This is a genomic window from Gardnerella vaginalis ATCC 14018 = JCM 11026, assembly GCF_001042655.1.
Lineage (GTDB): Bacteria > Actinomycetota > Actinomycetes > Actinomycetales > Bifidobacteriaceae > Bifidobacterium > Bifidobacterium vaginale.
Genome location: NZ_AP012332.1, coordinates 1,427,746 through 1,440,063 on the forward strand (window position 1 = coordinate 1,427,746; position 12,318 = coordinate 1,440,063).

General features: G+C 48.8%; 20 protein-coding genes. All 20 read right to left on the reverse strand.

The genetic code is table 11. The features are described from left to right. Position 1: 1 nt before the first annotated feature. Entirely contained in the window at positions 2-541 is a 540-nt protein-coding gene (gene rplF / locus GAVG_RS05425; protein ID WP_004114374.1) for a 50S ribosomal protein L6, read from the reverse strand. A gap of 16 nt (positions 542-557) precedes the next feature. Further along, on the reverse strand, positions 558-956 hold the full coding sequence (gene rpsH, locus GAVG_RS05430; protein WP_004114372.1) for a 30S ribosomal protein S8: 399 nt from the start codon (positions 954-956) through the stop codon (positions 558-560). An 82-nt stretch (positions 957-1,038) separates the two neighbouring features. Beyond that, positions 1,039-1,224 carry a type Z 30S ribosomal protein S14 gene (locus tag GAVG_RS05435; RefSeq protein WP_004114370.1) on the reverse strand — a complete coding sequence of 62 codons (186 nt, stop codon included), beginning with the start codon at positions 1,222-1,224 and terminating at the stop codon, positions 1,039-1,041. Between the two features lies 1 nt (position 1,225). Next, on the reverse strand, positions 1,226-1,798 hold the full coding sequence (rplE, locus tag GAVG_RS05440; protein WP_004114368.1) for a 50S ribosomal protein L5: 573 nt from the start codon (positions 1,796-1,798) through the stop codon (positions 1,226-1,228). Continuing rightward, positions 1,795-2,130 carry a 50S ribosomal protein L24 gene (gene rplX, locus GAVG_RS05445; RefSeq protein WP_004114367.1) on the reverse strand — a complete coding sequence of 112 codons (336 nt, stop codon included), beginning with the start codon at positions 2,128-2,130 and terminating at the stop codon, positions 1,795-1,797. Before rplX ends, rplE begins: the two co-directional genes overlap by 4 nt. 1 nt (position 2,131) lies before the next feature. Beyond that, complete coding sequence (gene rplN / locus GAVG_RS05450) at positions 2,132-2,500, reverse strand: 50S ribosomal protein L14 (RefSeq protein WP_004114366.1); 369 nt, start codon at positions 2,498-2,500, stop codon at positions 2,132-2,134. A 90-nt stretch (positions 2,501-2,590) separates the two neighbouring features. Further along, on the reverse strand, positions 2,591-2,857 hold the full coding sequence (gene rpsQ / locus GAVG_RS05455; RefSeq protein ID WP_004114365.1) for a 30S ribosomal protein S17: 267 nt from the start codon (positions 2,855-2,857) through the stop codon (positions 2,591-2,593). 2 nt (positions 2,858-2,859) lie between these two features. After that, a complete protein-coding gene (rpmC, locus tag GAVG_RS05460) occupies positions 2,860-3,111 on the reverse strand; it encodes a 50S ribosomal protein L29 (RefSeq protein WP_004105502.1) in 252 nt (83 codons plus the stop codon). Beyond that, the gene (rplP, locus tag GAVG_RS05465) at positions 3,111-3,530 is read right to left on the reverse strand and encodes a 50S ribosomal protein L16 (protein WP_004114362.1); all 420 of its coding nucleotides are present in this window, start codon (positions 3,528-3,530) and stop codon (positions 3,111-3,113) included. Before rplP ends, rpmC begins: the two co-directional genes overlap by 1 nt. 4 nt (positions 3,531-3,534) lie before the next feature. Further along, positions 3,535-4,350: a 30S ribosomal protein S3 gene (gene rpsC, locus GAVG_RS05470; protein ID WP_009994481.1), complete on the reverse strand. Its 816-nt coding sequence runs from the start codon at positions 4,348-4,350 to the stop codon at positions 3,535-3,537. Between the two features lie 2 nt (positions 4,351-4,352). Further along, on the reverse strand, positions 4,353-4,712 hold the full coding sequence (gene rplV, locus GAVG_RS05475; protein WP_004114358.1) for a 50S ribosomal protein L22: 360 nt from the start codon (positions 4,710-4,712) through the stop codon (positions 4,353-4,355). 16 nt (positions 4,713-4,728) lie between these two features. Next, on the reverse strand, positions 4,729-5,007 hold the full coding sequence (rpsS, locus tag GAVG_RS05480; RefSeq protein WP_004114357.1) for a 30S ribosomal protein S19: 279 nt from the start codon (positions 5,005-5,007) through the stop codon (positions 4,729-4,731). Between the two features lie 15 nt (positions 5,008-5,022). After that, a complete protein-coding gene (rplB, locus tag GAVG_RS05485) occupies positions 5,023-5,853 on the reverse strand; it encodes a 50S ribosomal protein L2 (protein ID WP_004114355.1) in 831 nt (276 codons plus the stop codon). Positions 5,854-5,887: 34 nt separating this feature from the next. Further along, the gene (rplW, locus tag GAVG_RS05490) at positions 5,888-6,184 is read right to left on the reverse strand and encodes a 50S ribosomal protein L23 (protein ID WP_004114354.1); all 297 of its coding nucleotides are present in this window, start codon (positions 6,182-6,184) and stop codon (positions 5,888-5,890) included. 5 nt (positions 6,185-6,189) lie between these two features. Then, positions 6,190-6,855 carry a 50S ribosomal protein L4 gene (rplD, locus tag GAVG_RS05495; protein WP_004114353.1) on the reverse strand — a complete coding sequence of 222 codons (666 nt, stop codon included), beginning with the start codon at positions 6,853-6,855 and terminating at the stop codon, positions 6,190-6,192. A gap of 5 nt (positions 6,856-6,860) precedes the next feature. Further along, entirely contained in the window at positions 6,861-7,511 is a 651-nt protein-coding gene (gene rplC / locus GAVG_RS05500) for a 50S ribosomal protein L3 (RefSeq protein ID WP_004116043.1), read from the reverse strand. A 15-nt stretch (positions 7,512-7,526) separates the two neighbouring features. Beyond that, positions 7,527-7,835 carry a 30S ribosomal protein S10 gene (gene rpsJ, locus GAVG_RS05505; RefSeq protein WP_003808013.1) on the reverse strand — a complete coding sequence of 103 codons (309 nt, stop codon included), beginning with the start codon at positions 7,833-7,835 and terminating at the stop codon, positions 7,527-7,529. Between the two features lie 365 nt (positions 7,836-8,200). Next, a complete protein-coding gene (gene adhE / locus GAVG_RS05510) occupies positions 8,201-10,906 on the reverse strand; it encodes a bifunctional acetaldehyde-CoA/alcohol dehydrogenase (RefSeq protein WP_048653137.1) in 2,706 nt (901 codons plus the stop codon). Between the two features lie 373 nt (positions 10,907-11,279). After that, entirely contained in the window at positions 11,280-11,768 is a 489-nt protein-coding gene (rpsI, locus tag GAVG_RS05515; protein WP_004114350.1) for a 30S ribosomal protein S9, read from the reverse strand. Positions 11,769-11,788: 20 nt separating this feature from the next. Next, positions 11,789-12,238: a 50S ribosomal protein L13 gene (gene rplM / locus GAVG_RS05520; RefSeq protein WP_004114349.1), complete on the reverse strand. Its 450-nt coding sequence runs from the start codon at positions 12,236-12,238 to the stop codon at positions 11,789-11,791. Positions 12,239-12,318 lie beyond the last annotated feature (80 nt).

Genomic DNA, 12,318 nt, shown 5'->3' on the forward strand with positions numbered 1-12,318 from the left:
ATCACTTACCAGCCTTTCCAGCCTTGCGCAAAATACGCTCATCGCTGTACTTAATGCCCTTACCCTTATAAGGTTCTGGAGCACGCAGCTTGCGAATGTTAGCGGCAGCCTGACCAACGGCCTGCTTGTCAGTACCCTTGACGATTACCTGATTTGCGTTTGGCAATTCAAACTCAATACCCTCAGGTGGCTGAACGGTAATAGTGTGAGAATATCCGAGTGAGAACTCAATGCCCTTACCCTTCATCACAGCACGATAACCAGTTCCAACAATGTCCAAAGTCTTGGTGTAGCCTTCATGCACACCCTTAACCATGGACGCTACGATTGCACGAGCCAAACCGTGCTTTGCACGAGTTGGACGCAAATCATCAGCTGGGGTTAAAACGATCTTGCCATCAGCAACTTCAGCGGTAATACCTTCTGGAATTACATAGGAATCAGAACCCTTAGCGCCCTTAGCACTAAAGGACTGACCTTCAATCTTTACTTCCACGCCTGCAGGAATGTCGACGGGGAGCTTACCAATATGCGATGCCATTTTCAGCTCTCCTTTCTCACCATACGTAGGCGACGATTTCGCCGCCAATGCCTCTGTCGAGGCATTCCTTCTGAGTCAACAATCCCGAGCTGGTCGAGATAATAGCGATACCGAGACCACCAAGAGGCATAGGCAAAGAATCAGACTTTGCGTAACGACGCAAGCCTGGCTTAGAAATGCGCTTGATGCCCTGGATGGAACGCTGACCATTGGAGCCATACTTTAATGTGACTTCCAAAGTCTGTCCAACCTTGGCTTCCTTAGCAGCAAAGTCTTTAATATAGCCTTCACGCTTCAGAATCTCGGCGATATTCGCCTTGAACTTGGAGTACGGCATTTCCACGGTATCGTGCTTTGCCGCGCTCGCATTACGCAGACGTGTCAACATGTCTGCGATAGGATCTGTCATTGTCATGTTGGGCTAACGCCCTTTCTCGCCGTGGTTTCCACCGCCTGTTTTAGTTATTCTTAAAGCAGTGGACCTTCAGCGTCGATATTTACCAACTGGACTTCGTAACACCCGGCAACTCACCGCGATGTGCCTTTTCACGAAGGCATACACGGCACAGACCGAACTTGCGATACACGGAGTGAGGACGACCACAAACCTGGCAACGCGTATAAGCGCGCACCTTGAACTTCGGCTTAGCGGCCGCCTTGTTTTTCAGAGCGGTTTTTGCCATATCAGTTCTCCTTGAATGGGAAACCGAGGTGCTTAAGTAGCGACTTCGCTTCCACATCGTCCTTGGTGGTGGTCACCACGGTGATGTCCATACCACGCTGATGATCAATCGAATCAGGATCAATCTCGTGGAACATTGACTGCTCCGTAAGACCAAAGTTATAGTTACCCTGACCGTCGAACTGGTTGCCATTAATACCACGGAAATCGCGGATACGTGGCAAAGCCAGAGTGAGCAAACGATCCAAGAATTCCCACATACGATCACCACGAAGAGTTACGTAAGCGCCAATAGCCTGACCTTCGCGCAAATGGAACTGCGCAACAGACTTCTTAGCCTTAGTAACCTTTGGCTTCTGACCAGTGATCAAAGTGAGATCCTTAATCGCACCTTCGATAAGCTTGGAATCGCGAGCTGCAGCGCCAACGCCCATAGAGACGACGACCTTCTGCAAACGAGCCACCTGCATAGGATTAGTGTGGCCAAATTCCTTTTCCAAAGCTGGAACGATTTGATCATTGTATTGCTGCTTTAAGCGCGGAGTTGCCGGCGCCTCAACTGTAGTATCGGTCATGCCAGCTCCTTTCCGGACTTCTTAGCTACACGCACGCGCACGGTCTTTACTTTGCCGTCGCGAGCTTCTTGCTTAACAATCACGCCCACGCGGGTTGGTTGCTTGGTCTCTGGGTCAATCACCATAACGTTAGAACGGTGAATTGGAGCCTCAACAGAGACGATGCCTGCCTGCTGACCCTGCTGGGTAGCACGCACATGCTTCTTAACAACCTGAACACCCTCGACGATCAAACGGTCTTCGGCGAGTACACGAAGTACTTTGCCTTCCTTACCGCGATCCTTGCCGCGGATAACCTTTACCTGGTCGCCGGACTTAATCTTGGCTACCATCTCAGATCACCTCCGGGGCGAGGGACACAATCTTCATGAAGCGCTTATCACGCAATTCACGACCGACTGGTCCAAAGATACGAGTGCCCTTTGGTTCACGGCCAGAGCCGAGAATAACAGCGGCGTTCTCGTCGAACTTAATATAGGAACCATCAACACGACGATGTTCCTTGACAGTACGGACGACGACAGCCTTAACTACGTCGCCTTTCTTGACCGACCCGCCAGGAATAGCATCCTTAACGGAGGCGACGATGATGTCGCCGATGCCGGCATAGCGTCGCTTCGATCCACCGAGCACGCGGATGGCAAGCAATTCCTTAGCACCCGTGTTGTCGGCGACATGAAGCCGCGTTTCCTGCTGAATCATTGATTCTCCTTAGTCGAGCTGGTTCTCCCCGCTCACCCGTACCTACTAAACAACAGGCACAGGTGAAGCGCGGAGCCTTGCTGAACTTGTTTACTTGGCGCGCTCGATAATCGAGTCGAGACGCCAACGCTTGGTCTTGCTCAAAGGCCGAGTTTCCATGATACTCACGAGATCGCCAATATGCGCCTCATTGTGTTCATCATGTGCCTTGACCTTGCGTGTGGAGCGGACGACTTTACCGTAAAGTGGGTGTGTCGAACGCTGCTCCAGCTCCACGGCAATTGTCTTGTCCATGGCCTCGGACACGACGTAGCCGCGACGAACCTTGCGGAAGTTGCGCTCTTGGTTCTCAGCCATGCTTACTTCTCCTTGACCTCAGTGGCGCCAGGCTCTTGGCTGATGCCGAGTTCACGCTCACGCAGGATAGTATACATCCTGGCTATGTCGTGCTTGACCGCCTTGAGGCGAGCGCTGTTTTCGAGTTGACCAGTTGCTGCCTGGAAGCGCAAGTTAAAAAGCTCTTCCTTAGACTTCTTTAAGAAGCCTTCGATTTCAGCATTAGTCTTCTCGTTTAAATTCTTGATGGTGTAGTCTGCAGTTCCGACTGGCATCAGATGTCACCGCCTTCACGCGCAATAACACGGCATTTCATTGGGAGCTTGTCGATAGCGCGGCGCAAAGCCTCGCGAGCGACGTCCTCAGAAACACCACCGATCTCGAACATTACACGACCTGGATGGATGTTAGCAATCCAGAATTCTGGAGCGCCTTTACCGGAACCCATTCGTGCACCAAGCGGGTGCTTGGTTAATGGACGATCAGGGAAAACCGTAATCCACACGCGACCACCACGCTTAATATAGCGGGTCATTGCGATACGGGCTGCCTCGATCTGACGGTTAGTGATGTACGCCGGAGCCAGCGCCTGAATACCGAAATCGCCGAAAGCGATAGCGGTTCCACCCTTAGACATGCCGCTACGGGTAGGACGGTGCTGCTTGCGATATTTAGTCCTTTTTGGGATAAGCATCTGCTCACTCCTTCGTTTCCGTTGCGGCAGGAGCTTCAGCAGCTGCAGCTGCAGCTGGCTTCTCAGCCTGTGCTTCGGCAGCCTTCTGCTGGTTGGCAGAGCGTGCGCCACGACGTGGACGACGATCGCCACGGCGACCTTCACGCTTACCCTGCTGGGCCTGCTGCTCTTCGAACTCACGCTCGGTCATATCACCCTTATAAATCCATACCTTTACGCCGATACGGCCGTAGGTAGTCTTAGCTTCAAAGAAGCCGTAATCAATAAGGGCACGCAGGGTCTGCAGTGGAACGCGACCCTCACGATAGAACTCAGAACGGCTCATTTCGGCGCCACCAAGACGACCAGAGAGCTTAATACGGATACCCTTTGCACCTGCGCGCATTGCATCCTGCTGTGCTTTACGCATAGCGCGACGGAATGTAACGCGATTGGTTAACTGTTCCGCAATTCCCTGAGCAACCAATTGAGCGTCAAGTGCAGCATTCTTCACTTCGAAAATGTTGAGCTGTACTTGCTTACCAGTGAGCTTCTCAAGCTTTGCACGAACACGCTCGGCTTCTGCGCCACGACGACCGATAATAATACCTGGACGAGCGGTGTGAATATCAACACGAACGCGGTCACGAGTACGCTCGATAACGATGCGGGACACGCCTGCACGTTCGAGGTCATGGCTCATTTCCTTGCGAATCTTGTCATCCTCAAGGACGAAGTCACGGTAACGCTCGCCGGCTTTAGTAGAATCAGAGAACCACCTAGAGCGATGATTCTCGGTAATGCCCAGGCGATAGCCGAAAGGATTGATCTTCTGACCCATCTTTAGCGATCCCCTTCCTTAAGCGAGACGATAACAGTGATATGGCTTGTGCGCTTGTTAATGCGCGCAGCGCGACCTTGTGCACGAGCGCGGAAACGCTTAAGCGTTACACCCTCATCCACATAGGTTTCCTTGATGACCAAGTCTTGCTCACGGAATGGTTCTCCAGCCTTTTCAGCCTTAACGCGAGCGTTAGCGATCGCGCTTTCAAGAACCTTACGCACTGGTAAAGATGCGTCCTGAGGAGCAAACTTCAAAATGGTAATAGCTTCGCTTGCACGCTTGCCTCGGATGAGGTCGACCATGCGGCGAGCCTTGCGCGGCGTCACACGTACGTGACGAGCGATTGCTTTAGCTTCCATGTGTCCTAACTCTCCTTTAGCGGCGTGCTTTCTTGTCGTCCTTCACATGACCCTTGAAGGTCTTGGTTGGGGCGAATTCACCGAGCTTATGACCAACCATTGCTTCGGTAACGAATACCGGCACATGCTTGCGGCCATCGTGTACGGCAAAGGTGTGTCCAATGAAATCAGGAGTGATCATCGAACGACGCGACCACGTCTTGATGACGTTATGCGTGCCCTTGTCGTTTTGTTCGTCGACTTTCTTCTGTAAGTGGGCGTCGACGAAAGGGCCCTTCTTGATGCTACGAGTCATCTGTTCGACACTCCCTTACTTGCGGTTCTTACCATTCGGACGACGACGAACAATCATCTTGTTCGAAGCCTTCTTCGGACGGCGGGTACGAACCTCGCCCTTGCCCCATGGAGAAACAGGTGGTTTACCACCACGGGTACGACCACCATGAGGGTGATCAACAGGGTTCATAGATTCGCCTCGGGTGATTGGCCTGCGACCAAGCCAACGAGCACGACCTGCCTTACCAAGCTCGATATTAGCGTGGTCAGAGTTGCCAACCTCGCCGATTGTAGCGCGGCAACGAGCGTCCACGTTACGAATTTCGCCAGATGGCATACGCAACTGAGCGTAAGCGCCATCCTTAGCTACGAGCTGAACGGCAGCACCTGCGGAGCGTGCAATCTTTGCGCCACCAAGTGGACGAAGCTCAATTGCGTGCACCACGGTACCAGTTGGGATGTTCTTAAGAGGCAAGTTGTTGCCTGGCTTAATATCAGCCTGAGCGCCAGTCTCAATAACATCTCCCTGGGAAATGCCTTCAGGAGCGATAATGTAGCGCTTCTCACCATCTGCATAATGCAACAATGCGATGCGAGCGGAACGATTAGGGTCATACTCAATATGAGCAACCTTTGCTGGCACGCCATCCTTGTCCCAACGCTTAAAATCGATGAGACGATACTGACGCTTGTGTCCGCCGCCGCGATGGCGGGAAGTCATGCGACCGTAAGAGTTACGACCGCCAGTTTTGCTGAGTTTGCGTACCAACGACTTTTCAGGAGTGGAACGCGTAATCTCGGAGAAGTCCGAAACGGATGCGTTACGACGTCCTGCAGTCGTAGGCTTATAAACGCGGATAGCCATAATGTAGTATTCCTTTACTTTTCTCGGCTAGCCTTCAGTTACCAAAGATATCGATTGTCTGGCCCTGTGCCACGGTGACAATAGCACGCTTCTGATTCACACGACGACCGAAGCCGGTGCGAGAGCGCTTAAGCTTGCCAGCGCGATTCAAGGTGTTAACATTCGTTACCTTGACTTTGAAGATTTCTTCGATAGCCTGCTTGATCTGAACCTTGTTAGCATTTGGAGCTACCACGAAGGTGTACTGACCACGATCGGAAGCTGCATAGCTTTTTTCAGAAACAACTGGCTTTAAAATGATGTCATGTGCTGGGTTATGGACTGCGACCATTTAAATCAGGCCTCCTTAACTTCAGGCTCGGTCTTAGCTGCAACGAAGGCTTCGAAACCTTCCTTGGAGAAGACTACGTACTGAGCGGTGATGACATCGTAGGTGTTGAGCTGATCAGCGAAGATCACATGCACCGTTGGAATGTTACGAACAGACATCCACTCATTGATGTTTTCACGAGAGAGAACAACAGTGGTGAACTGATCCTTAGTTACTGGTGTAAGTGCTGCAACTGCTGCTTTGGTGGATGGAACATCCTTAATACCAAAGTCCACAACTGCAATGCGACCAGCATTTGCACGATCCGAAAGAGCATAACGAAGAGCAGCTGCCTTCATCTTCTTTGGAGTACGCTGATCATACTTGCGAGGAACTGGACCATGTACAACACCACCATGCACCCACTGTGGAGCACGAATGGAGCCTTGACGAGCACGTCCGGTGCCCTTCTGCTTCCATGGCTTCTTACCGCCGCCAGATACATTAGCGCGATTCTTAACCGCGTGAGTACCCTGTCGAGCAGCAGCAAGCTGAGCAATAACGACCTGATGAACCAATGGACCGTGAGCCAAAACGTCTTCGTTGGAGATGCCGAAAATCTCAGCAGGAGCTTCAACAGTTCCGTTTGCATTGCCCTTGGTGTCAGTTACGTTCAGAGTTACGTTTGCCATTTAAATCAGGCTCCCTTCACTGCCGAACGGACGAGAACGATAGCACCTTTAGGTCCTGGAATAGCACCCTTAATAGCTAAAATACCGTTCTCAACATCCGAAGAAACGATTGTGAGGTTGAGCGCAGTAGAAGTCACATGACCCATGCGACCAGCCATACGCTTGCCCTTCAAAATGCGGCTTGGAGTTGCACATGCGCCCACAGAACCTGGACGACGTTCATTCTTGTGCGAGCCGTGAGTACGACGGTAAGACTTGAAGCCCCAACGCTTGATTGTGCCAGCAAAGCCTTTACCCTTTGTAGTACCCGTTACGTCGACTTCGGCACCTTCAGCAAATACTTCAGCGGTCAATTCTTGACCTGGCTTGTAATCTGCTGCATTTTCAGTGCGCACCTCAGCGAGGTGACGACGAGGAGTCACGCCAGCCTTTGCAAAGTGACCAGCCAATGGCTTGGTGACCTTGGTAGGATCAATCTGGCCATAACCGAGCTGTACGGCGCAATAACCGTCAGTTTCTTCGGTCTTAACAGCGGTAACTACGTTAGTAGCGACCTCAACCAGAGTTACGGGGACAAAAAGGCCGTTTTCATCCCAAACCTGGCTCATGCCCAGCTTACGGCCGAGCAAAGCAGTGCGATTCTTATTTTGCGACATTATTTACCCCCCTTCCTACAGCTTAATCTCGATATTTACATCCGCAGGCAGGTCAATGTGCATCAAAGAATCCACAGCCTTTGGCGTTGGATCAACGATGTCAATGAGGCGCTTATGAGTGCGCATCTCGAAATGCTCGCGAGAATCCTTATATTTGTGAGGAGAACGGATAACAACAAACACGTTCTTCTCGGTCGGCAGAGGAACCGGACCCACTACTGTGGCGCCCGCGTTCGTCACCGTCTCGACGATTTTCTTCGCCGATTGGTCGATGACCTCATGGTCATAGGACTTAAGCCTGATGCGGATTTTCTGTCCCGCCATTGCCGTCCGCCCTTTCTAGCGATTCGTTTACTGTTTACCAACCTGTATTAAAGGGCACCGGGAGAATAGACACTAAAGGTCATTCCACATCAGTGCGCAGCCTACAAAAATCAACAAAAATTGCGATTTCTGTTTCTGCGCTCGCTTTTTTGAATTACAATATGCGAGCCTTAAAAACAGGCAACTAAGTAATTAAACCATCAACCTTGGATTAACAAAAATCGGGCGTGTCGGCTATTTTCCAACGAAAAATGGCAGAAAACTACAGCTAGTGCAGCCTCTGCCATTTGCAACTAAATATACAATAATTATTCAATAATCATCTAAATAATCATTCGAAAATCACTTAAATAATTATTCAATAATCACTTAGATTCGCGCTCCAAACGCATACGATGTCCTTCTTCTTGGGAAACACCATAATACGCTGCAATCGCAATATCTTTCATATCTTCGATTTGAGGAATACGAGGATTTGCAGGAGCGCACTGATCTTCGTAAGCACGCATGCCAATCTGATCCAACAAAGACCAATAGTATTCTTCATCCACACCGCATGCCTTAAACGAAGCATCCATACTAAGAAGATTATCTCGATAATTTTCAACAGCGCGCGCCAAATTCTCAACGCCCTCTTGAGGAGTTTTACCAGGATCTATGCCAAGATTCTTTGCAATCTGCTGGTATCGCTCCGGAGCGATGTAGCGATTGTACTTTGGCCAGCTTGTAGGCTCTTGTGGAATTTGACCATTGTAGCGAATCACATAAGGCAGCAAAATTGCATTCGTGTGGCCGTGAGCAACATGGCACAAAGCTCCGATTGTATGTGCCATTGCGTGGCACATACCAAGGAACGCCGAACCAAACGCCATTCCAGCCATAGTAGCCGCATTATGCATTTTTTCTTGAGCTTGAATCTTGCGTTCGGAATTATTGGAATTCACAGAATCGTTAAGATTATCCCAAATCAACTTTGCTGCATGCAATGCCATTGCGTCCGTAAAGTCGTTAGCATAAACAGAAGCAAAAGCTTCCATAGAGTGCGTCAAAGCGTCAAAACCAGAATCGCAAGCCAAGCGACGAGGCTGTGTGCGTGCCAAAACTGGATCCACGATTGCCACCGAAGGCGTAATTGCGTAGTCAGTAATTGGGTACTTGTAGCCAGTCTTATGATCTGTAATAACTGCAAACGGAGTAACTTCCGATCCTGTTCCAGAAGACGTTGGTACACAAATCAAGCAAGCCTTTTTACCAAGAGGCGGAATCTTAAATGCGCGCTTTCTAATATCGAAGAACTTTTCGCGCAAATCAGCGAAGGAAATTTCTGGATGCTCGTAAAGAAGCCACATAATTTTTGCAGCATCCATAGGAGATCCGCCGCCAACAGCAATAATCGTATCTGGCTGGAACTCTTCGCGCATCATTTCGGCGCCGCGTTCAACAGTTTCAACGCTTGGCTCTGGCTCAACGTAGTCAATAATCCTAAACGTTACGCGATTGTCTCTAGCGCGAAGCTGATCAATTACCTTGTCTATAATGCCAAGCTGCTCCATAACTTTATCGCACACAATAACTGCGCGCTCAATGCCATACATGTCTCGCAAATAGCGAACAGCATTCGGCTCAAAATACGTTTTGGCCGGAATCTTGAACCACTGCATATTATTATTCCTTCGCGCTATGCGCTTTATATTAATAAGATTTACTGCTTGAACATTTCCAGAAACAGAGTTTCCACCATAAGAACCACAGCCTAAAGTGAGAGAAGGTGCGATTGCGTTGTAGATGTCACCAACACCACCCAAAGATCCTGGGGAGTTCCAAATGATTCGGCAAGCGTGCATGCGGCTGCCATATTCGCGAGCAAGCTGCTGATTATTAGTGTGAATCACAGCAGTGTGACCAGCTCCGTGAACAAGCATCTTCTCGCACATTTCAAAGCCTTGTTCCTTGTTATCTGCGCGAAGCAAAGCGTGAACAGGAGCCAACTTTTCCATTGTTAGAGGCTCCATCTCGCCAACTTCCTTGCACTCGGCAATAAGGATCACAGCATCTTCTGGAATATCAAACCCAGCTTCATGCGCAATATATTGAGGAGATTTTCCTGGAACAACTGAATTAAGCTTAGGAGTTTGACCTGAATACGAAGTGCAACCAAACATATACTGTTCAAGTTTCGCTTTTTCATCAGCGTTAACGAAATATGCTTTTCTGCGCTTCAATTCCTTTAACAATGGCTCATACACGTCTTTATGCGCAATAATCGCCTGCTCTGTTGCGCAAATCATACCGTAATCAAAATGCTTTGAAAGCACCAAATCGTTTGCAGCGCGCACAACATCTACGTCCGCATCAACATATGCTGGAGCGTTTCCTGCACCAACGCCAAGTGCTGGCTTACCCGAAGAATAAGCAGCCTTAACCATTCCAGGACCGCCTGTTGCAAGAATTGTTGCAACATCTGGGTGCTTCATTAAAGCTCCCGTAGCTTCGATTGATGGATGTTCAATCCACTGAATGCAATTTTCTGGCGCGCCTGCTTCTATCGCTGCATCGCGCACAACTCTTGCCGCTTCTGCGGAGCATTTTTGAGCGAATGGATGGAAGCCAAAAATAATTGGGCAACGAGTTTTAAGAGCAATTAGCGATTTAAAAATGGCTGTAGATGTTGGGTTTGTGACTGGAGTCACGCCTGCTACTATGCCAACTGGCTCAGCGATTTCATCGATTCCAAGAACATCATCTTCGCGAATAATGCCTACTGTGCGCTGGCCTGCAAGATAATGGGTAATGTGTTCGCATGCAAAAATGTTTTTTGTGGCTTTATCTTCAACTAATCCTCTGCCTGTTTCTTCAACAGCCATTTTTGCTAAGACTAAATGCTTGTTTAACGCTGCAATAGACGCTTTTGCTACTATTCTGTCTACTTGCTCCTGATTTAATTTTTCAAACTCTTCTAAAGCAACCTTTGCTTTTTTAGCTAATTCATCTACTTCTCGTTTGGCTGCTAATGCGGATTGCTCTTTTTCATCAAGCACTGTTTCTTGCGCCTTTTCTTGCGCCTGCGCCATTTGGTCCTCCTCGATCATTCATATATTTTTATATTTACATTTCATATGCAGACATTTACATGAAGAATCTTCTTTATAAACACATCTTAAATGTCTAACAATGTGATACAGTTCACAATCTACTTGATTTACTGTACTATTTTGGATTTGCAGCGAGTTGCGCTATTTATGAGCGAGGTTTATCCTCTAATGTTCGTTATTTGTTATTATTTGTGACTATTTATGTGCGATTATCCTCTAAATTTTCTAGAATGTTAGATTTAATGATTACTTATAAACGATTAATAACATTTAGAACATTCAACCGCATTAGATACAAAAAATGGCTTCCAGCAAAAGCCAGAAGCCATTGAAAATATAAATTCTTCGCAGCTTAACGCTTTGAGAACTGAGGTGCACGACGTGCCTTGTGCAAACCAGCCTTCTTGCGCTCCACAACGCGAGCGTCGCGAGTCAAGAAGCCAGCCTTCTTCAAGGAAGCACGGTTTGCATCACGGTCAATAGCATTCAAAGCACGAGCAACACCCAAACGGATTGCACCTGCCTGACCAGTGGTGCCGCCACCGTCTACAAGCACGACAACGTCGAACTTACCTTCAAGCTTCAAAAGCACAAATGGGGAATTAACTTCACGCTGCAATAAGCGAGATGGGAAGTATTCCTCAAGAGCGCGACCATTAATAGTCCACTTGCCAGTGCCTGGAATCAAACGAACGCGAGCAACGGCTTCCTTACGACGACCAGTGCCATAGCCTGGAGCAACGGCAGAAGTACCAGTGCCTGCGCCAGCGTTTGTCTCAGTTGTATAGCTAGTCAGTTCTTCTTCATTCTCAAGAACCGCGGAGTTGTTGTTATCTACCATAATCATATTCTCCTTACGATTCACTTAGCCTGCTGAGAGACCTGAGAGATCTCGAAGACCTGTGGTTTTTGCGAAATATGAGGATGCTCAGCACCAGTGAACACACGAAGGCGATCAAGCTGAACCTTAGCAAGACGATTCTTTGGAAGCATTCCCCTCACAGCGGAAACGATGATGCGCTTTGGATTCTTCTCCAAAAGCTCAGCATAGCTATCGCGACGAAGTCCACCTGGACGACCAGAGTGAGAATACAATTCCTTGCTCAACTTATTGCCAGTTAAAGCAATCTTATCTGCATTAATGATAATGACGTGATTGCCAGAATCAGCATGAGGAGCAAATGTTGGCTTATTCTTACCACGCAGCAAAATGGCTACCTGGGAAGCCAAACGACCAAGCACCACATCAGTGGCGTCGATAATATACCAGTCATGAGTTAAATCTGCTGGTTTCGGTGTGAAAGTCTTCACAATCGTACCTTTTCTCTATTGTGTTTCGAGCTTTATATCTTCTTGGTTTATAGGAGATATGCTGCTCATAATCCGTGGGC